Annotated in this window: 21 protein-coding genes, 3 tRNA genes and 1 pseudogene; 16 read left to right on the top strand and 9 right to left on the bottom strand. The window is 63.7% G+C overall.

Annotated elements, in window-relative coordinates:
• The first annotated feature begins 51 nt into the window (after positions 1 to 51).
• Entirely contained in the window at positions 52 to 2,160 is a 2,109-nt protein-coding gene (locus tag NKJ75_RS07835) for a molybdopterin-containing oxidoreductase family protein (protein ID WP_352499540.1), read from the top strand.
• 58 nt (positions 2,161 to 2,218) lie between these two features.
• Here NKJ75_RS07835 and NKJ75_RS07830 read toward each other — a convergent pair whose 3' ends face one another.
• Positions 2,219 to 2,695, bottom strand: coding sequence for an Lrp/AsnC family transcriptional regulator (locus NKJ75_RS07830; RefSeq protein WP_023834753.1), 477 nt, complete (start codon positions 2,693 to 2,695; stop codon positions 2,219 to 2,221).
• 103 nt (positions 2,696 to 2,798) lie between these two features.
• Here NKJ75_RS07830 and NKJ75_RS07825 point away from each other — a divergent pair, with 103 nt between their 5' ends.
• The 6 genes from NKJ75_RS07825 to NKJ75_RS07800 all read left to right on the top strand — a co-directional run bounded on the left by NKJ75_RS07825 (position 2,799) and on the right by NKJ75_RS07800 (position 8,622).
• Positions 2,799 to 4,001 carry a diaminopropionate ammonia-lyase gene (locus NKJ75_RS07825; RefSeq protein ID WP_352499539.1) on the top strand — a complete coding sequence of 401 codons (1,203 nt, stop codon included), beginning with the start codon at positions 2,799 to 2,801 and terminating at the stop codon, positions 3,999 to 4,001.
• Positions 4,002 to 4,003: 2 nt separating this feature from the next.
• A complete protein-coding gene (locus tag NKJ75_RS07820) occupies positions 4,004 to 5,251 on the top strand; it encodes a Zn-dependent hydrolase (protein ID WP_352499538.1) in 1,248 nt (415 codons plus the stop codon).
• A complete protein-coding gene (locus NKJ75_RS07815) occupies positions 5,244 to 6,416 on the top strand; it encodes an amidohydrolase (RefSeq protein WP_352499537.1) in 1,173 nt (390 codons plus the stop codon). The genes NKJ75_RS07820 and NKJ75_RS07815 overlap by 8 nt, the downstream gene beginning before the upstream one ends.
• Positions 6,417 to 6,510: 94 nt before the next feature.
• On the top strand, positions 6,511 to 7,314 hold the full coding sequence (gene speB / locus NKJ75_RS07810; RefSeq protein WP_352499536.1) for an agmatinase: 804 nt from the start codon (positions 6,511 to 6,513) through the stop codon (positions 7,312 to 7,314).
• 63 nt (positions 7,315 to 7,377) lie between these two features.
• Positions 7,378 to 8,151, top strand: coding sequence for a 4-hydroxy-tetrahydrodipicolinate reductase (gene dapB, locus NKJ75_RS07805; RefSeq protein WP_352499535.1), 774 nt, complete (start codon positions 7,378 to 7,380; stop codon positions 8,149 to 8,151).
• A 237-nt stretch (positions 8,152 to 8,388) separates the two neighbouring features.
• Complete coding sequence (locus NKJ75_RS07800; RefSeq protein ID WP_023689062.1) at positions 8,389 to 8,622, top strand: DUF680 domain-containing protein; 234 nt, start codon at positions 8,389 to 8,391, stop codon at positions 8,620 to 8,622.
• A gap of 193 nt (positions 8,623 to 8,815) precedes the next feature.
• Here NKJ75_RS07800 and NKJ75_RS07795 read toward each other — a convergent pair whose 3' ends face one another.
• From NKJ75_RS07795 to purM, 3 genes are read right to left on the bottom strand one after another with little or no spacing between them, the layout of a single operon-like run.
• Positions 8,816 to 9,322 (bottom strand): SixA phosphatase family protein, encoded by a 507-nt coding sequence (locus NKJ75_RS07795; RefSeq protein WP_352499534.1) that lies wholly within the window; start codon positions 9,320 to 9,322, stop codon positions 8,816 to 8,818.
• Between the two features lie 25 nt (positions 9,323 to 9,347).
• The gene (gene purN, locus NKJ75_RS07790; protein ID WP_023684759.1) at positions 9,348 to 10,055 is read right to left on the bottom strand and encodes a phosphoribosylglycinamide formyltransferase; all 708 of its coding nucleotides are present in this window, start codon (positions 10,053 to 10,055) and stop codon (positions 9,348 to 9,350) included.
• Positions 10,052 to 11,131, bottom strand: coding sequence for a phosphoribosylformylglycinamidine cyclo-ligase (gene purM, locus NKJ75_RS07785; RefSeq protein ID WP_352499582.1), 1,080 nt, complete (start codon positions 11,129 to 11,131; stop codon positions 10,052 to 10,054). Before purM ends, purN begins: the two co-directional genes overlap by 4 nt.
• Before the next feature lie 187 nt (positions 11,132 to 11,318).
• On the opposite strand from purM, the pseudogene NKJ75_RS07780 reads away from it, so the two are divergent.
• From NKJ75_RS07780 to NKJ75_RS07760, 5 genes and pseudogenes are all read left to right on the top strand, one after another.
• Positions 11,319 to 11,875, top strand: a pseudogene (locus NKJ75_RS07780) (CDP-alcohol phosphatidyltransferase family protein).
• Positions 11,847 to 13,040, top strand: a complete 1,194-nt coding sequence (locus NKJ75_RS07775) for an AI-2E family transporter (protein ID WP_023705318.1) — start codon at positions 11,847 to 11,849, stop codon at positions 13,038 to 13,040. The pseudogene NKJ75_RS07780 and the gene NKJ75_RS07775 overlap by 29 nt, the downstream one beginning before the upstream one ends.
• A gap of 2 nt (positions 13,041 to 13,042) precedes the next feature.
• On the top strand, positions 13,043 to 13,747 hold the full coding sequence (gene hdaA / locus NKJ75_RS07770; protein ID WP_023819148.1) for a DnaA regulatory inactivator HdaA: 705 nt from the start codon (positions 13,043 to 13,045) through the stop codon (positions 13,745 to 13,747).
• 320 nt (positions 13,748 to 14,067) lie between these two features.
• A complete protein-coding gene (locus NKJ75_RS07765) occupies positions 14,068 to 14,325 on the top strand; it encodes a type II toxin-antitoxin system Phd/YefM family antitoxin (protein ID WP_023711889.1) in 258 nt (85 codons plus the stop codon).
• On the top strand, positions 14,322 to 14,705 hold the full coding sequence (locus NKJ75_RS07760; RefSeq protein WP_023819147.1) for a type II toxin-antitoxin system VapC family toxin: 384 nt from the start codon (positions 14,322 to 14,324) through the stop codon (positions 14,703 to 14,705). Before NKJ75_RS07765 ends, NKJ75_RS07760 begins: the two co-directional genes overlap by 4 nt.
• An 8-nt stretch (positions 14,706 to 14,713) precedes the next feature.
• On the opposite strand, the gene NKJ75_RS07755 is transcribed toward NKJ75_RS07760, so the two are convergent.
• The 4 genes from NKJ75_RS07755 to NKJ75_RS07740 all read right to left on the bottom strand — a co-directional run bounded on the left by NKJ75_RS07755 (position 14,714) and on the right by NKJ75_RS07740 (position 17,168).
• Entirely contained in the window at positions 14,714 to 14,974 is a 261-nt protein-coding gene (locus NKJ75_RS07755; RefSeq protein ID WP_023701878.1) for a hypothetical protein, read from the bottom strand.
• Between the two features lie 390 nt (positions 14,975 to 15,364).
• Positions 15,365 to 15,676: a hypothetical protein gene (locus tag NKJ75_RS07750; protein WP_023689055.1), complete on the bottom strand. Its 312-nt coding sequence runs from the start codon at positions 15,674 to 15,676 to the stop codon at positions 15,365 to 15,367.
• Positions 15,677 to 15,855: 179 nt separating this feature from the next.
• Positions 15,856 to 15,932 (bottom strand) — tRNA-Pro (locus NKJ75_RS07745).
• A gap of 51 nt (positions 15,933 to 15,983) precedes the next feature.
• A complete protein-coding gene (locus tag NKJ75_RS07740) occupies positions 15,984 to 17,168 on the bottom strand; it encodes a flavin-containing monooxygenase (protein ID WP_352499533.1) in 1,185 nt (394 codons plus the stop codon).
• 173 nt (positions 17,169 to 17,341) lie between these two features.
• On the opposite strand from NKJ75_RS07740, the gene NKJ75_RS07735 reads away from it, so the two are divergent.
• Complete coding sequence (locus NKJ75_RS07735) at positions 17,342 to 17,647, top strand: ETC complex I subunit (protein WP_023670294.1); 306 nt, start codon at positions 17,342 to 17,344, stop codon at positions 17,645 to 17,647.
• A 60-nt stretch (positions 17,648 to 17,707) separates the two neighbouring features.
• Positions 17,708 to 17,784, top strand: a tRNA-Arg gene (locus NKJ75_RS07730).
• 20 nt (positions 17,785 to 17,804) lie between these two features.
• Here NKJ75_RS07730 and NKJ75_RS07725 read toward each other — a convergent pair.
• Positions 17,805 to 17,878, bottom strand: a tRNA-Cys gene (locus tag NKJ75_RS07725).
• Positions 17,879 to 18,008: 130 nt separating this feature from the next.
• Here NKJ75_RS07725 and NKJ75_RS07720 point away from each other — a divergent pair.
• The gene (locus NKJ75_RS07720; RefSeq protein ID WP_023738659.1) at positions 18,009 to 18,344 is read left to right on the top strand and encodes an antibiotic biosynthesis monooxygenase family protein; all 336 of its coding nucleotides are present in this window, start codon (positions 18,009 to 18,011) and stop codon (positions 18,342 to 18,344) included.
• Positions 18,344 to 19,234, top strand: coding sequence for an alpha/beta fold hydrolase (locus tag NKJ75_RS07715; RefSeq protein WP_502903842.1), 891 nt, complete (start codon positions 18,344 to 18,346; stop codon positions 19,232 to 19,234). The genes NKJ75_RS07720 and NKJ75_RS07715 overlap by 1 nt, the downstream gene beginning before the upstream one ends.
• Positions 19,235 to 19,251: the final 17 nt, after the last annotated feature.

The raw sequence follows: 19,251 nt of genomic DNA, 5'->3' as shown, positions 1-19,251 counted from the left end.
GGGTAAGATCTGGCCCTACACGCCGCCCGCGAAACCCGCTAAAAACGCCGCATGAACCAGCACGCCAAGCTCAGAATCGGCCACTCCGCCTGTCCGCATGATTGCCCTTCGACCTGCGCGCTCGAGGTCGAGCTGCTCGATGGCAACCGCATCGGCCGTGTCCATGGCGCCAAGTCCAATACGTATACGGCTGGCGTCGTCTGCGCCAAGGTCGCGCGCTATGCCGATCGTGTCCATCATCCGGACCGACTGCTGAAGCCGCTGATGCGCGCCGGCGCCAAGGGCGACGGCGTCTGGAAGGAATCCAGCTGGGAAGCGGCACTCGACGTCGTCGCCGAGAACTTCATCGCGGCCGAGGAAAAATACGGCTCCGAGACCGTCTGGCCTTATTTCTATGCCGGCACGATGGGGCTGGTGCAGCGCGACGGCATCGACCGGCTGCGCCATGCGAAAAAATACTCCGGCTTCTTCGGCTCGATCTGCACCAATCTGGCCTGGACCGGCTGGATGATGGGAGCGGGCGCCTTGCGCGGTCCCGATCCGCGCGAGATGGCGAAGTCCGACTGCGTGGTGATCTGGGGCACCAATGCCGTGGTCACGCAGGTCAATGTCATGACCCACGCCATCAAGGCGCGGAAGGAGCGTGGCGCCAGGATCGTCGTCATCGATGTCTACGAGAACGCGACGATGAAGCAGGCCGATATAGGCCTTGTGCTGAAGCCCGGCACCGATGGCGCGCTGGCCTGCGCGGTCATGCATGTGCTGTTCAGGGAAGGCATGGCCGACCGCGCCTATCTCGAAAGATACACCGACGATCCGAAGGGGCTGGAAGCGCATCTGGAGACGCGCACGCCGGAATGGGCTTCCGCCATCACCGGTCTTGCCGTCACCGAGATCGAGGCTTTCGCCCGCCTCGTCGGCACGACGAGGAAAACCTATTTCCGCCTCGGCTATGGCTTTGGGCGTCAGCGCAATGGTTCGGTCAACATGCACGCGGCGTCCTGCATCGCCGCCGTCACCGGCGCCTGGCAATATGAGGGTGGCGGTGCCTTCCATTCCAATTCCGGCATCTTCAAGCTCAACCAGGATGTGCTGGAAGGCACCGCGATGCGCGATCCCAATATTCGCCATCTCGACCAGTCGCGCATCGGTCCGGTGCTGACCGGCGCAGCGGACGCGCTTTACGGTGGCCCGCCGGTGACGGCGATGCTGATCCAGAACACCAACCCGGTGAATGTCGCACCCGAGCAGCGGCTGGTGAAACATGGTTTTCTGCGTGATGACCTGTTCACCTGCGTGCACGAACAGTTCATGACCGACACGGCAAAGCTTGCCGATGTCGTTTTGCCGGCAACGATGTTTCTCGAGCATGACGACGTCTACAAGGGCGGTGGCAACCAGAACATCACGCTCGGTCCCAAGCTGATCGAACCGCCGGAAGGGCCGCGCACCAACCATTTCGTCATCGAGCAATTGGCGCAGCGTCTCGGCGTCGCAGACCGGCCGGGCTTTGGCCTGACCGAGCAGCAGCATATCGACATCATCCTCGGCAAGCGCGGGCTGGGCTCCTTCGCCAGCCTCAAGGAAGACAAATGGGTCGACCTGCAGCCGGATTTCGAGGCGGCGCATTTCATCGATGGTTTCGGCCATGCCGACAAGAAATTTCACTTCCGCGCCAATTGGAGCGGGCAGGCGGCGCCCAACCGGCCGCCGAAAATCATGGGCCTGTTCGGGCCGGTGGCGGAACTCCCCGAATTCCCTGACCATGTCGACCTGATCGAGGTGGCGGACGCCGAGCATCCGTTTCGGCTCGCCACATCGCCGGCGCGCAACTTTCTCAATTCGACATTCGCCGAGACACCTGTGTCGAGAGCCAAGGAAGGCCGGCCGGAACTCCTGGTGCACCCGGACGACGCTGCCGCGCTTGGCTTGGGCGACGGCGACCGTATCGAGGTCGGCAACCGGCGCGGCGAGGTGGTGCTGCACGCAAAGCTGTTCGAAGGCCTCAAGCGCGGCGTGGTGATCGCCGAGGGCATCTGGCCAAACAGCGCGCATGAGCGTGGCGAAGGCATCAATGTGCTCACCGGCGCCGACGCACCAGCGCCCTATGGCGGTGCGGCCTTCCACGACAACAAGGTCTGGCTGCGGCCGGCGGGCTAAAGCAATTCCAGGAAAAGTGTGAGCGGTTTTCCGTCCGGAATTGCATAAAAGTGACTGGCTATCCCGGCAGAGGCACCGTCAGCCCCACCTTGACACGGTCCATGGCAACGAAGGTGCGGAATTTTCGGACATTCTTGCTGTCGAAGAACAGTCTGCGCGTCAGCGCTTCATAGGCGCCCATGTCGGCCACGGTGATAATCAGGATGAAGTCGGCCTCGCCGGTGACGTAGTAGCATTGCTGCACTTGCGGCTCTGCCGAGAATTGCCGCTTGGCCGCGTCGATCAGGTCCGAGCGTTCGCTCTCCAGTTCCACTTCGACGAAGATGGTGATGGGATGGCCGACCGCCGCCGGGTCGACCACGGCGACATTGCCCGCAATGACGCCGGACTGTTCCATGCGCTTGATGCGCCGCTGCACCGCCGGCGCCGACAGGTTGACGGCTTCGCCGATCAGCCGCTGCGGCGTCGTGTTGTCCCGCTGCAGGATGGCAAGGATGGCGAGGTCGAAACTGTCGAGCGAAGGCGATCGAGGCAAAGCGCTATCCTGGCGAAACAAACTTGCATTTCGAAGCGCCAATAACAGCGCTATTTGCGCCTCGGCTGCAATATGATTTCGTCACACCCAAAGGAGGCCACCCGTGTTCCTGCTCAACAGCAATGCCTTGCACCGCCGGCCGCTCGATCCGGTCGATGCCGAAACGCTGGGGAATGCCGGTGCCGATACGGTCGAGCGCTTTCTTGCCCATCGCGACAATCACCTCGCAACTCCGTTGCATGCATTGCCGACGCTGGCCGGCGAACTCGGCCTCGGCGCCGTCCACATCAAGGATGAAGGCTTTCGCCTCGGTCTCGGCAGTTTCAAGGCGCTCGGCGGCGCCTATGCCGTTTTTCGACTGGTGCTGGAGGAGGCGAGCCGATCGCTTGGTCGGCCCGTTGACGTGGCCGATCTCAACCGGTTCGACGTCCGGGCGGTCGCTGCCGGCATGACGGTTGCCTGCGCCACCGACGGCAATCATGGCCGCTCGGTCGCGCAAGGTGCACAGTTGGTTGGCGCGAAAGCGGCAATCTTCGTTCACGCCGGCGTCAGCGAGGCGCGCATTGCAGCAATAGCCCGCTATGGCGCCGAGATGATCCGCGTCGACGGCAATTATGACGACTCGGTCAGGCAGGCCGCCGAGGTTTCAGCTGAGCAAGGTTGGACCGTGGTGTCCGACACCTCCTGGCCGGGCTACGAGCGCATCCCCGGTCTGGTCATGCAGGGCTATACGGCGATCGTGCGCGAAGCCTTGCGCCAGTTGCCGCAGCCGCCGACCCATGTCTTCGTGCAGGCCGGTGTCGGCGGCATTGCCGCCGCCCTGGCCGGCCATCTCGCCATCGTGCTCGGTGACGCCAGGCCGACCTTCATCGTCGTCGAGCCAGCCCGCGCCGCGTGCGTTGTCGCAGCCGCCCGGGCGGGCCACTTGGTCAAGGTCGCACACGATCAGCCGACGGTGATGGCGATGCTCGAATGCTACGAGGCCTCGCAAGTTGCCTGGCGCGTTCTGGCGCGGGTTGCCGATGCCTTCATGACAGTGGATGAGGAGGAGGCGGTCGCGGTGATGCGGCGGCTGGCACGGCCGGCTGGCAATGATCCAGTGATCGTCGCCGGCGAAAGCGGCGGCGTCGGTCTGGCCGGGCTGATCCGGGCGGTGGCCGACCACAAGGCCGCGCTCGGGCTCGACGACAAATCCCGCGTGCTGCTGATCAACACCGAAGGCGCCACAGACCCGCATCGCTATACCGAGCTGGTCGGGCAGAGCCCCGCCGATGTGCTGGCCGGCAAGCTGAAGGCCGAGGCATAGCCATGATCGGGATCGATGCACAGCGTCTGCTTGGCCGCATCCGGGAACTCGGCGCCGTTGGCCGCGACAGTGAGGATAGGCTTATCCGGCTCGCCGCCTCCGACACAGACAGACAGGGCCGTGACCTCTTTGTCGGCTGGCTCAGGCAGGCCGGGCTGGAAGTCGCCATCGACCGGGTCGGTAATATCTTCGGCATCTGGCAAAGCCCCGACAATGCCGGGCAGGCGCCGCTGCTCATCGGTTCGCATATCGACACCGTTATCGATGCCGGCATCTATGATGGCTGCTACGGCGTGCTGGCCGGGCTGGAGGTGATCGAGACGCTGCAGGCTTCGGGCTTTTCGCCGTCGCGCCCGGTCGCGGTCGCCGCTTTCACCAATGAGGAAGGCGTGCGCTACACGCCTGACATGATGGGCTCGCTATGCCATGCCGGTGGCGTCAGCGCCGAGGCCGTGCTGGCCGCCATCGGCACGGATGGCAGCGTGCTCGGCCAGGAGCTCGCCCGCATCGGCTATGCCGGCGACCGCGAACCCGGCTTCCTCAAGCCGCATGCCTATCTCGAACTTCATATCGAGCAAGGGCCGGTGCTGGAGCGTGAAGGCGTGCCGATCGGCGCGGTCGAGAATTTGCAAGGCATTTCCTGGCAGCGCATCACCATCGACGGCGCCGCCAACCATGCCGGCACCACGCCGATGTCGATGCGCAGCGACGCCGGCCACGCCTCCGCCCGCATCATCACCTTCCTGCACGATCGGGCCAGGGCTTCAAATGGGCCAACCGTGGCCACGGTCGGCACGATGCGCTTCGAACCCAACGCCATCAACGTCATTCCCGCGCGCGCCGTCTTCACCATCGACCTGCGCGATCCCGACGAACAGCGCCTGCAGGCGCATGAGGCGGCCCTTGCTGCCTATCTCGAGGAGCTTGAGGTTTCGGAGAACGTATCGATCTCGGTCGAGCGGCTCGCCCGCTTCGAACCGGTGCTGTTCGACATCGGCATCGTCGAACCGATCGAGGCGGCCGCGAAGAACCGCGGTCTCGGCGTCAGGCGCATGACATCGGGCGCCGGCCATGACGCGCAGATGATGGCCCCCCTCGCGCCGGCGGCAATGATCTTCGTGCCGAGCGCCGGTGGCATCAGCCACAATTCGCGCGAACACACTGAAGATGCCGAGCTTGTCGCCGGCGCCAACATCCTGCTTGATGTCGCCAGTGAGCTTGCAAAAGAGGTCGGGGAGAAAAATGGCTGAACTCGATCGTGATGCGCTGAAGCGGGAGATGACGGGCTGGCGGCGCGATTTGCACGCGCACCCCGAGTTCGGTTTCGAGGAAAAGCGCACCGCTGCCTTTGTCGCCGCGAAGCTGCGCGAATTCGGGCTGGACGATGTTGCAGAGGGGGTCGGCGGCACCGGCGTCGTTGGCACATTGAAGCGCGGCAGCGGCAACCGGGCGATTGCGCTCAGGGCCGACATGGATGCGCTGCGCATCACCGAGCAGTCCGCGACCGCCCATCGCTCGCAGAACCCCGGCATCATGCATGCCTGCGGCCATGACGGCCACACCACCATGCTGCTCGGCGCGGCAAAGCTGCTGGCCGCCGAGGGCGGTTTCGACGGCACCGTGCGCTTCATCTTCCAGCCCGCCGAGGAATGGGGCAGGGGCGCGCTGGCGATGCTGGACGACGGGCTGCAGCAGCGCTTTCCCTTCGACGAGATTTTTGGCCTGCACAACATGCCTGGCCTGCCCGTCGGGCATTTCGAGACCCGTGCCGGCCCGTTCATGTCGGCGGAGGACAATTTCGAGATCGTGCTCAAGGGCATCGGCGGCCATGCGGCGCGGCCACATTCCGGGAACGAGACCTTGGTCGCCGCCTGCGCGCTGGTCACCAATCTGCAGACCATCGTCTCGCGCCGGCTGAGTCCCGCCGACATTTCGGTGGTTTCGGTGACCGAGCTGATCACCGACGGCACCCGCAACGCATTGCCCGGCCTCGCCCGCATCCTCGGTGACGCCCGCAGTTTTCGTCCCGAGGTCAGCGCCGAGATCGAGCGCCAGATGCGGGTCATCGCGGCAGGCACCGCCGCTGCCTACAATGTCACCGCCGACGTGACCTACAGCAGGGAATTCGTGCCGCTGCAGAACGATGCCGACCTGGTGGACGCGGCCTTTGTCGCCGCAAGGCGCGTGCTGGCCTATGGCGCCGCCAGCATCGCGGCGGAGCCGATGACCGCCTCGGAGGATTTCGCCCGCTTCCTCGATCACGTACCGGGCTGCTTCGTGTTTCTCGGCAATGGCGAGACCTCGCCGCCGCTGCACAATTCCAGCTACGACTTCAACGATGACGGGCTGTTGCACGGCACGGATTTCCATATCGCGATCGTCAGGCAAAGACTGGGCGGCGCGATCGTGAAGTGACGCCTGATCGCCTTCGCAGCTGGCCCAAGCGGCACTGCTATCGCCAGCCAGCTGCCGGGTTTAGGGAGATGGCGTTGCCGGAGATCGCACGCCGATGGCCAGGGTTTCGCTTCTGGGAATACCGCATGACGAGAACTCGTCCTATCTCAAGGGCGCGGCCGCAGCGCCGGCCCTGATCCGGCGGGAACTCAAAAGCGACGCGCACAGCTCGTGGAGCGAAACCGGCTTCGATGTGGCGGACAGTTTCGTCGACCACGGCGACATCGACTTTTCAGGCGCCGGCGATCCGTGGGAGCGAATCGAGGCCGAGGTCGGCCGCGCGCTGGATGCCGGCCACCCGTTGATCAGCCTCGGCGGCGATCATGCCATCGCCTGGCCGGTGCTGCGTGCCGTGCGCCGCCGCCATGCCAGGCTAACGATCGTCCAGATCGACGCCCATCCCGACATCTACGATGCCTATCAGGGTAACAGGCGATCGCACACCTCGTCCTTCGCGCGCATCCTGGAGGAAGGGCTGGCCGACCGGCTGATCCAGATCGGCTTGCGCACCCTCAATGATGAGCTTCGTGACCAGCTCAAGCGCTTCGGCGTCGAAATGATCGAGGCGCGGCATTTCAGCGAGGATCTGCAGCTCGATCTCAAGACGCCGGTCTATCTCTCGGTCGATCTCGACGGCCTCGACCCGGCTTGTGCGCCCGGCGTGTCGCACCGCGAACCCGGTGGTCTTACAACCCGGCAAGTGATCAACCTGATCCAGCGGATCGACCAGCCCATCGTCGGCGCCGATGTCGTCGAATACAATGCAAGCCAGGATGTCTCCAATCTCACCGCGCTGGTTGCCGCCAAGCTGGTCAAGGAGATCGCCGGCATGATGCTCAAGACGCATGGCGCCGGCTGAAGCAATCTGGCAGGGCGGCATGGTAGATCATTGTTGTGACTCGCATTTCCAGTGAAAGCCGCCATGCCGCATCTGTTGAAGATAGCCATAGCCGGTGCGCTCGGCCGCATGGGCAGGGAGATGGCGCTGGCCGTCGAGGCTGATCCGCGGCTGCAGCTCGTTGCCCGATTCCATCGGCCGGGCCGAAAGGGCGAAGGCCTGATCGAGCGCGACGAGGCCTTGTTGCTTGCGGATGTCGTCATCGATTTCACCACGCCTTCGGCCTCCGTCGATCTTGCACAAGCTTGCGCGGCCCGCGGCGGCCCGGCGCTGGTCATCGGCTCGACCGGCTTCGAGCCGGCCGATCTCGCCGCCATCGCTACTGCTTCGAACTCCGTCGCCATCGTTCGCTCCGGCAGCTACTCGCTCGGGCTCAGCATGCTGACCGGGCTGGTCGAGCAGGCGGCGCGAGCACTTGGTCCCGACACCGACATCGAAATCCTGGAAGCGCATCACCGCATGAAGGTCGACGCACCGTCGGGCACGGCGCTGATGCTGGGCGAGGCGGCCGCTCGCGGACATGGCGTCAGGCTGGACGATGTGGCGAAACGCATCCGCGACGGCGTTACAGGTCCACGCCCTGCCGGCGAGATCGGCTTTGCCGTGCTGCGCGGCGGCAGCATCGTCGGCGAGCACAGCGTGAGCTTGCTGGCCGAGGGCGAGACGCTCACGCTTTCCCATTCGGCCGCCGACCGCTCGATGTTCGCGCGCGGCGCCATTGCGGCAGCACGCTGGGTCGCCGTCCGGCCGCCCCGCGAATACGACATGCGCGACGTACTGGGCTTCACGACCTTTTGAGATGCAAGCGTAACGCAACGAGGGGCGTTGCGACGTCGGAGCCGTATAGAGAATAGAATATAGCAACAACTACGCCATTTCGCGCCTTCCTAGACCGAACCGAACGGTTCGGTTCGCACATTTTTGTGATTGGCAATGGCAGCAACGCACACCCATTTCGGGGTGGTCCGAGCGACGCGAATTCCTCCCAAGGCACGCCACTTGACGGACAGAACTGAAAAATCTGGATTACCTGAAATGACCAAGATCGCACTTACCGCTGCTGCCATCCTCCTTGCCACCGGCACCGCTTTCGCAGGCAGCGACCACTACGGCTCCGACAGCGTCAACCAGCCTGCTGTAACAGCGCCCGCCGGCAACATCGATCACAATTATACCGCCTCGATCCGCAAGCCGGCCAGCCTCGGCGATTTCACGATCAAGGGCGACTCGAACCAGCCGGAATCCGGCCAGGGCATCTGGGGTCGTTGATTTTCTGAGAAATCTACGACCACAAAGAGCGGTGGGCCCGGCCCACCGCTCTTGTTTTTATGCAATCGACTCGGGGCCGCAAAGATCTTGAATCAATCCGCCAGCAATTGGTCCTATCTCCTTGTTTGACCGTGGTCTTTTCAAAACACGGTTTGCGGCTGTCACCTGCGGCTAGCCCGTTAGGCAGCTTGGTCTAGCTTAGATCCTTCGGCTTGATGCAATGCGTCAACCGGGCCGCGCCGAAGCCGAGATCCGCCCAGTCGCCGTCGATGACAAAGCGGGCAAGGGCGCCGGTCGGGAATTTCTCTTCAAGTTTCCTGAGAGCAGCCACACCCGATCGCGGACCGGCGAGCCGGCGGGCAAAGTCCTCCAGGCCGGGATTATGGCCGAGCACCAGGAGACAGCTAGCCGATGCGACTGCCTGCTGCAGCTCGGCCAGAATGTCGCCAGCCGTGGCTTCGAAAAGCGCCTCGGCGAACTCCACCGTTACGCTCGCCGACAGTTCCGCCGAGACCAGCCGCCATGTCTCGCGCGTACGCAGCGCCGGCGACACCAGCACCAGGTCAGGCTGCCAACTGCGCCGGGCCAGTTCGCGCCCCATCAGCGGCGCCGTCTTCAGCCCGCGCGGCCCGAGCGGCCGGTCGAAATCAGCAAGCGCCGGGTCGTCCCAACTCGACTTGGCGTGGCGAAGAAGAAGCAATTGTCTCGGTGTCGCCAATGTCGGCCTACGGCGTGATCCGCGCCAGATGTTCGAGATCGCGTTCTTCGCGCAGCGGGTCGGGCGCCATCACCACGGAAGTTCCGTTTTCGGCATCGTCAGCGAAATGCGCCAGCACAGTGCGGCCGCCTTCCATGCGCGCCTTGCCGTCGGCGACGAGGCCGAGCGCCAGCGCGTAGAGCCGGTGCTCGGCTTTCAGAACGCGGGCGGCCAGTGTGTCCTCATTGTCGCCGACCATCACCGGCACCGCGGCTTGCGCGATGATCGGGCCGTCATCCATCTCAGGCGTAACGAAATGCACCGTGCAGCCATGGATACGCATGCCGGCGCGCAATGCGCGTGCATGGGTATCCAGGCCCTTGAAGGCCGGCAGCAGGGCAGGGTGGATGTTGATCATGCGCCCCTGCCACTTCTCGACCAGGCCGCGGGACAGGATGCGCAGATAGCCGGCCAGCGCCACGATCTCGGCGTTGAATGCAATCAGCGCGGCGTCGATCGCCGCATCATGGGCTTCCTTGCTGGCATGGTCGGCGCGCACGATGACCTTGGTCGGGATACCGCGCGCGGCCGCGATGCCGAGGCCGGCGGCGTTGGCCCGGTCGGAAATGACGCCAACGATCTCGGCCGGATAGGCCGGGTCGCTGGCCGCCGCGATCAGCGCCGTCATGTTGGAGCCGCGTCCCGAGATCAAAACAACCGTGCGTTTCCTGCTCATAGGCCGATCGAGCCCCGATAAATGACGCCGGCGTCGCGGCGCGGCACGATGCGGCCGATCGGCGTCACCGTCTCGCCGGCCTCCTGCAGCACGGCTGCGACCTGTGCGGCCTGGCCGGAGGCGACGACGAGGATCATGCCGATGCCGCAGTTGAAGGTGCGCATCATCTCTTCCGGCGCCACGCCGCCGGTTTTCGCCAGCCAGGAAAACACCGGCGGCACGTCGATGGCATTGAGGTCGAGCTCGGCGGAAAAGTCCTTCGGCAGGACGCGCGGGATGTTTTCAGGGAAGCCGCCGCCGGTGATGTGGGCCAGCGCCTTGATGCCATGCGTGTTGCGGATCGCCTTCAGGATCGACTTCACATAGATGCGCGTCGGCTCGAGCAGTGCCTCGGCCAGCGTCGCCTCATCGTTGAACGGCGCCGGATCGCTCCAGGCAAGCCCGCTGACGCCAACGATGCGGCGCACCAGCGAAAAGCCATTTGAATGCAGGCCCGAGGAAGCCAGCCCCAGCAGCACGTCGCCTTCGACGATATCGTCTGTCGGCAGCAACTGGCCGCGTTCGGCCGCACCGACGGCGAAGCCGGCAAGGTCGTAATCCTTGTCGTTATACATTCCGGGCATTTCGGCCGTCTCGCCGCCGATCAGCGCGCAGCCGGCCTGTCGGCAGCCGATTGCTATGCCGCCGACGATTGCCGACCCCTGGTCGGGATCGAGCTTGCCGGTGGCAAAATAGTCGAGGAAGAACAGTGGCTCGGCGCCCTGCACGACGATGTCGTTGACGCACATGGCGACGAGGTCGATGCCGATCGTGTCGTGCTTGCCGGCATCGATGGCGATCTTCAGCTTGGTGCCGACGCCGTCATTGGCGGCGACCAGCACCGGATCCGTGAAACCCGCCGCCTTGAGGTCGAACAGGCCGCCAAAACCGCCGATCTCGCCATCGGCGCCCGGCCGGCGCGTCGCGCGCACCAGCGGCTTGATCTTCTCGACCATGAGGTTGCCGGCATCGATGTCGACGCCCGCCTCGGCATAGGTGAGCCCGTTCTTGCGCTTGGCCCGGTCGCCCTTGCTCATCGTCGGCGCATCCCTGTTTCCCTCGGCGGCTCTTCGCATGAATGGTTTCGGGGGGCAAGGATGACGACAGGATACCGGGCTTTTGCCCAAGATAAATACGTGGACAGTCGCCCCTTCACCGCTGGTCCTTGCAGCCACAATCCATCTCCATCATCTATCTGCAGAACAAGCATGGCGGGACATGCCTTTGACCATTCCCAACCTCATCACCATCCTGCGCTTCGTGCTGGTTCCGGCCGTCGTACTGGCGATGCTGAATATGCGCTGGGACTGGGCCTTTGCCGGCTTTCTCGTCGCCGGCATTTCCGACGGCGTTGACGGCTTCATCGCCCGCCGTTTCAACCAGCATTCGAAACTCGGCGCCTATCTCGATCCAATGGCCGACAAGGTGCTTCTGGTCTCGGTGTTCGTGGTCATGGGCTTCATCGGGCAATTGCCGCTGTGGCTGGTGGTGACCATGGTGTCACGCGATGCGCTGATCATCTGCGCCGTGCTTTTGTCCACGGTCATGGCGCATCCGGTCGAGATGAAGCCGCTCTATGTGTCGAAGGCCAACACCGCCGCCCAGATCGTGCTGGCGCCGTGGTGCTGGGCGAACTTGCCCTTGGCCTCCACCTCGACCCGCTCAGGCCTGCGCTCATATTGCTGTCCGGGGTCTTGACCGTGGCTTCGGCCGCGGCCTATCTCGTGGCTTGGCTGAGGCATATGAGCGGCTATGGCGAAGGCTCCACCCCGGGTAGTTGACAAGAATGCCGCGACTGCCGCGCTGGCAGAGGCGGCTGCGTCCCTGGCGTTTCGCCGCCAGATTTTCTTCTGGCTGGGCACGGCAATCTTCCTGGCGCTGTTCCTCTACATTTTTTCCAGCATCCTGTTGCCGTTCGTTGCCGGCATGGTGCTGGCCTATTTTCTCGACCCGGTCGCCGACCGGCTGCAACGCCTCGGCCTCTCCCGGCTGATGGCGACCGTGGTCATCCTGATTGCCTTCATCGTCCTTTTGGTGCTGGCCTTCGTCATCCTGGTTCCGGTACTGGCCACGCAGATGGCCGATTTCGCCAGCAAGCTGCCGGAATATCTGACCCGGCTGCAGTCGCTGATCACCAGCTTCGATCCGAAATGGCTGGAGCAGAAATTCGGCGTCAATGCCAATGGCCTGCGCGACGGGCTGAATTCGCTGCTCACTTCCGGTTTCGGCCTGCTGAGCACCGTCTTCACCTCGATCTGGAGTTCCGGCGTTGCTCTGGTGTCGGTGGTCAGCCTGTTCGTGGTCACTCCGGTTGTCGCTTTCTACATGCTGCTCGACTGGGATCGCATGGTGGCGGTCGTCGACAGCTGGGTGCCGCGCGATTATGTCGGGACGGTCAGGGCGATCTCCAGGGACATCAACACCGCGACCGCCGGCTTCGTGCGCGGCCAGGGCACGCTGTGCCTGGTGCTCGGCGGCATGTATGCCACCGGCCTGACGCTGACCGGGCTGAATTTCGCCATCCTCATCGGCCTCTTCGCCGGGCTGATCTCGTTCATCCCTTATGTCGGCTCGCTGACCGGACTGGTCCTGGCCGTCGGCGTCGCCTTCGTCCAGTTCTGGCCGGACTGGACCATGATCGTTGCTGTCGCCGTGGTGTTCTTCATCGGCCAGTTCATCGAAGGCAACATCCTGCAGCCCAGATTGGTCGGAAAAAGCGTCGGCCTGCACCCGGTCTGGCTGATGTTTGCGCTGTTCGCTTTCGGCGCCCTGTTCGGCTTCGTCGGCCTTTTGATCGCCGTTCCTGCTTCGGCGGCGGTTGCCGTGCTGGTGCGGTTTGCCATTGCCCGCTATCTCGAATCGCCGCTCTACAAGGGACACTCCACCGAGCCCGTCCCGCCGCTGCCCGCCGCTCGCGGCGGCGGCCACCGGTCGCCGCGCGGCTGAACGTGACGGATCATAAGACCGAACCGCCGCGCCAACTGCCGCTCGACCTTGGCCACGGCACCGGCTACTCGCGCGACGAACTGGTGGTGTCGGCCACCAACCGCGAGGCGGCAGCCCTTGTCGATCGCTGGCCGGACTGGCCGTCGCCGGTGATCGTGCTCGCCGGCCCGGCCGGCTCAGGTAAGACACATCTGGGTTCGATCTGGCAGGCGCGGACCAACGCTGTGGCGGTCGATGCCCAGCGCATCGGCAATGCCATCACCGGGCTTGGCGGCAGGCCGGCGCTGATCGACGATGTCGACAAGACAGCCATCGACGAGGCGGGCCTGTTCCATCTCATCAATGAAGTGCGCGGCGCCGGGGCCACCTTGCTGTTGACGGCGCGGCGCTTCCCCGCCGCCTGGAGGGTGAGGTTGCCCGATCTTGCCTCGCGGCTGAAGGCGGCGGCAACCGTCGAGATCCATGAGCCGGACGATTTGCTTCTGGCCGGTGTCATCACCAAACTCTTCGCCGACCGCCAGGTCGAGGTCGAGCCGCATGTCGTGCAATATCTGGTGCGCCGCATCGAGCGCTCGCTGGCCACCGCCATGCGCGTGGTCGAGCGCCTCGACCGCACCGCGCTCGAGCGCAAGACGCCGATCACCAGGGCGCTCGCCGCCGAGATCGTCAGCGCCATGGATGAAGGGCAGGGCGAGTTCGAGGTTTAGGCAGTGGAAGGAGAAGACTCCGCTCCTGTCCCATTTCGAGAAGAAACCTCTGGCATCCATCTTGCAACACTGCGTTTGCCGGCTGACCCCGGTCCTGATCGCGTTCCTGATCGGGTTGTAGGCTCGCCGGGAGTGATGATTGGGGTTCTCGCCCGGCGAGCTTACCTTCAGATAGAATCGCCGCAAGGCCTACGATTGCGCGCCAGCTGTCATTCAGACTTCACCAAGCCGCAAGATCTCATCGTCCTGCATTGAAATGGACCATTAGATGGTCTACTTTTTGGATATGGACCAGAGCATGGTCCATAAAGGAGCGGTCAATGCAGGTATCCGTTACAGACGCCAAGGGGCAGCTCACCGAACTGGTGCGTCGTGCCGAGGCTGGGGATGAAATTATCCTGACCCGCCATGGTCATGCAGCCGTGCGCCTTGTTCCCGTGAAGGCTGCCCCTGACAGGAAAGGCCGCCGGGCATTGCTGGAGGCAATGCGAGCATCCGGCGCTGCCAAGGCAAAGGCCGGGTCGGATGCCGCGCGGAGCCAGGATTTCCTCTATGGCGCTGATGGCCTGCCCGAATGATCGTGGTCGATACCTCGGCCCTGATGGCGATCGTTCTTGCCGAACCTCAATCCAGTGCCTGCATTGCGGCGCTGGAAGCCGAAGACGATATTCTGATCTCGGCTGGCACAGTGGCCGAGGCGCTGATCGTGGCGGATAGGCGCAATGTCGGTGAGGAAATGGCCGGCCTGATCGACGGGCTCGGCTTCGAGGTCACGGCGGTGACACCAGCCTCTGGCCGACGCATAGCCGAGGCGTATGGGCGATGGGGCAAGGGTATTCATCCGGCCGGGCTCAATTTCGGCGATTGCTTTGCCTATGAAGTGGCAAAGGATCGAGCCTGCCGCTTACTCTATGTTGGCGACGATTTTTCGAAGACCGATATCGAGAGCGCTCTATAGAGCTACGTTTATGCCCACAACGCCGCCAGATACCGGACCAGCAGATAGACCACCGTATGCGCTGCCACGTAGCACGCGGCAACGACGACAAAGAACAGCACGCTGGCGGGCCACGAGCGGGGAGGGCCTTGCCTCTTGCTCGGCCGGTTGTTCCAGATCCACAGGGCCGCACAGATAATGGCCCAGACGACGACGAACGGAACCGTGATGCCGATGTAAGCGAAGTAGGCAGGGCCAATCAGCGAAAGCCATGCCTCGAGACCAAGCATCCAGAATCTCCCCTTGCCCGGAGTCTAATGCATGTCGCTCAAAAGTGGTCCCGGTTTTGAGAGAACGACATGCATCAAAACAAAAATCAAAGCGCGTCGCCTGGATACGTTTCAGCGCGACGCGCTTTTAGACCGGCGATAGAGGTGGAGCGAGGGGATTATCCCTGCGTCGATTTTCAGCCAAACCCGCCGAAGGGATGCTGTTCGATGACACGGGCGCCTGATGCATGTCGCTCAAGTGGCCCCGGTTTTGAGAGAACCGCATGCATCAAACATGCATCAAACAAGACCTCAAGCGCGTCGCGTGAGTCCGTTCAAATGAGACGCGCTTTAAGTCAGATTGGTGCTCCGGTCGCCAAACTCGGCCGTAGCAGGTCTAAAGCGATCGGATCAGCCGCAGACCCTGACCTCTTCGACGACCCTGTGGTGATGGCGCCAGTGCCTGACCAGTTCGATATGGCAGCGGTGATGGCGATGGTGGCGCCGCCATTGGCCATCCTGGTTGTCGCTGTAGTCGTCGCCATAGTCGTCGCTATAGTCTTTGTGGCGCTGGTGATGGCGAAGAATCTGTATATCGCCATCGTCGGACGAATATTGATCGTCGTCATCGGACTGGATAGTCAGACTGGCGGCTTGCGCCGGTGCGATCAAAGCCGCCGTTCCGGCGAACGCGATCATCGAGGCGATGAGAAGGGTTTTCATTGTTTGCTCCTTGGGTTGAACATACACAACTCTCGGAGCGAACTGGTGTTCCAATGTAGGGTCCGATCGGCGAGCGGCTGCTGCTTGGGCAATGCGTGCCGCCATGCGCTACCGGCGAGGCAGCCATTGGCGACCTTGGGAGTGATACCTTGGGCAAGGACTGGCTTTGTGGGAAAAAATGGTCGGAGTGGAGAGATTCGAACTCCCGACCCTCTGGTCCCAAACCAGATGCGCTACCAGGCTGCGCTACACTCCGAGGCCCTGCGGCGTATACGGTTCCGGACCCTGTCGCGCAACCCCTAAAACATCAAACGGGGCTTGGCGGTATGCGCTCCCGCGCAATCCTGGCTGCGATCGCCTTGGCCTGGATGCGAGCATTGGCGAAGCAGCCACGGATGCTTGGCCGCATGCCGGTGAACCACAGGCCCGGCAGTTTCGGGTCGCTGTCGGCGCCGTTGAACAGCGGCACGCCCTTTTGGTCGAGCACGCCGAGCTTGCCCAGCATGGCCTCGAGCCCGGTGCGGTAGCCGGTCGCGGCGATGACGATATCGGGCTGGATCGTCGCGCCATCGTCGAAAACGACCGTGTCGCCGGTAAATTCCCGCACGGTTGGCAGCACGATGATCCTGCGGTCCTTGATGGCATCGACGGCGCCGTCATCGGTGGCGATGGCGGTATAATCCGACGCCAGCCGGCTTGCGCCGCCCGAAGGCGTCGGCGGCAGGCCGTAGGCCGTGAGGTCGCCGAAGGCCCATCGCTGCGTCGCCGCCATCACCGCATCGGCGAGCTTGAACGGCAGCCGCGCCAGGATCGGCGAAAATCGGTGGACGGCGATCTGGCCGAGGCGCTTGGGCAGCAGTGCCGGACCGTTGCGCGCCGACAGCCAGATCTGTCCCGCGTCGGCTGCCACCAGGTGATTGAGCACGTCGAAGCCGGAATTGCCGGCGCCGACGACCAGCACTTTCTTGCCCGCATAGGCCTTGGCGTTACCGAATGCGGCCGAATGGATGATGCGTCCGGCAAAGGCCTTCATGCCTTTCCAGGCCGGGATGAAGGGCTGCCGGTCGCGCCCGGTGGCGATGACGACATGGCGCGCCAGCCGCGGCCCGGCACTGGTCCGCACAAGCCAGTGGTCGCCCTCGAAGCCAATCTCCTCGACCGCGATGCCGAACTCGACCGGCAGCCGGTGCATGGCGTGGAATTCGTTCAAATGGCCGATGATGGTGTTTCGGTGCGGAAAGGCAGGGGTGCCGGCAGGAAAGGAAACGCCCGGCAGCGCCGAAAGGTCGCGATGCGTGTTGAGATGCAGTCGCTCGTGCCGCCCGTGCCATGGCTCGGCCAGCCGGGCTTCCTTTTCCAACACCATCACAGGCACGCCGGTCTTGAGCAGCGCATGGGCTGCGGTCAAGCCGGCTGCCCCGGCGCCGATCACGATCGCGCCGTCGAAAATCGCTTGGCTGTCGTCCTCGGCGTGCAAAATCCCTGCGTCCATGCCTCCTTGTGTCGCCATCATGACCATGACTTTTGATGCTACGCCAGTGTATCGGGCCGATGCCGCTGCCGAAGCGGCCTGGTTGCAGGCCGCTTCGGCCTTGCCGTCGGCAGTGTTGCACAGTATTGACTGAAATAAGGCGGCGCTACCGCCAACGCAGCTACGAGGTGCCCATGTCCGCGCGAATTTTCAGCCCAGCCAAAACCGCGATGCAGTCCGGCAAGGCCAAGACCGGCCATTGGGTGCTGGAATTCGATCCCGCCCAGCGCAAGAAGATCGACCCGCTGATGGGCTACACCACATCGGGCGACATGCTGAGCCAGATCAGGCTGACCTTCGACACCAGGGAAGAAGCGGTGGCCTATGCCGAAAAGCAGGGGCTGGCCTTCCGTGTCGAGGAGCCGAAAGAGACCAAGCGCCGGCAGATTTCCTATGCGGAAAATTTCCGCTATGACCGCAGGATACCCTGGACGCATTGACCGGCGGTCAGCGCCTGGCACATAGACACCAGCCGGCCAAGATATCAAATGCCGGCCAGCGGTCCCGTAGCTCAGCTGGATAGAGCACCGGCCTTCTAAGCCGATGGTCACAGGTTCGAATCCTGTCGGGATCGCCAACAACTTCAAAGAGATAGTGTGGAGGCCTGAGTGGGAATTGAACCCACTACGTCGGTTTTGCAGACCGATGCGTCACCGTCCCGCCCTCAGACCATGGCTCCTTGTGCATTGACCGCGACAGCTAGTCAACTTGGCCGGCCTCTGCTCGCAGGTTCGGACCGCGATCCGGCTGCCACCAGTCGAGATGTTCGGAACGCGGCTCGCGTTCAGGCGTTTGTCGCTGATGGCACCGAAAACCCCGACCATTGCGCGCATCTGGCGCGGCAGGACCTCGCCCGGCAGGGCCGACGCCTATGAGCGCTACAATTACGAGGCTGGTATCAAGCCGCTGATCGAGAAAGCGCTTGGCGTGCAGACTTTTCGCGAGGACACGCCGACGCATTCGGAATTCATCACCATCTCCTATTGGGAGAGCGTCGAGGCGATGGCCGCCTTTACCGGCGGCGATCCGCAAAGCATCCACCATCTCGACCGCGACAAGGAGTTCCTGATCGAATTGCCGAAGGGTGTCCAGGTGCTGCGCATCCGTTCCAGCCACGGACTGGTTGGCGGCAGCTGATGTTTGCGGGCTTTGACGCCAGGACCGTTCAAATGGAGGAGACATCGATCTTCGTCAGGGCCGGTGGCTCAGGGCCGCCGTTGCTGCTCCTGCATGGCTTTCCCGAAACGCATGTGATGTGGCGGGACATCGCCGTGGCCCTGGCGCCGCACTTCAGCGTGGTTGCCGCCGATCTGAGAGGCTACGGACAAAGCGGCTGTCCGGCTTCCGGAGCCAATCATGCCGCCTATTCCAAACGAGCGATGGCGCGCGACATGGTGCAGGTTATGGACGTTCTCGGCTTCGACCGCTTCACGGTTGCCGGCCATGACCGTGGCGGCCGCGTCGCCTACCGGCTGGCGCTCGACCATCCCGAAACCGTGTCGAAGGTCGCCATTCTCGACGTCATCCCCACGGCCTCCGCCTGGGATCGTGCTGATGCCAGGCTGGCGCTGGCCTTCTGGCCGTGGAGCCTGCTTGCCCAGCCCGATCCGCTGCCTGAGCGTCTGTTGTCCGCAGCACCCGACGCAGTTGTCGACAATGCGATCGCCGGCTGGGGCTCGGCTCCAGATGCTTTTCCCGCTGAGGTCAGGGCCGCCTATATCGAGGCGCTGCGTGATCCCGCCCATGCCCACGCCATCTGCGAGGAATATCGCGCCGCCGCAGGCATCGACCGCGAGCACGACGCGCAGGACCAGGCTAATGGCTGTCGCATCAGATGCCCGCTGCTTGCGCTCTGGAGCGGCGAGGGCGGGTTGGAGAACTGGTATGCGGAGGAGGGCGGCCCGTTGGCGATCTGGCGGCAATGGGCTGATAACGTCGAAGGCGGCTCGGTCAAGGGTGGGCATTTCTTCCCGGAAGAGCACCCCGAAGACACGGCTGCAAGGCTGTCGAGATTCTTCGCAAGCTGACGGCGGACCGATTGCTA

The organism is Mesorhizobium sp. M0058, assembly GCF_040323095.1.
Lineage (GTDB): Bacteria > Pseudomonadota > Alphaproteobacteria > Rhizobiales > Rhizobiaceae > Mesorhizobium.
This window is presented reverse-complemented; position numbering and strand designations above follow the sequence as displayed.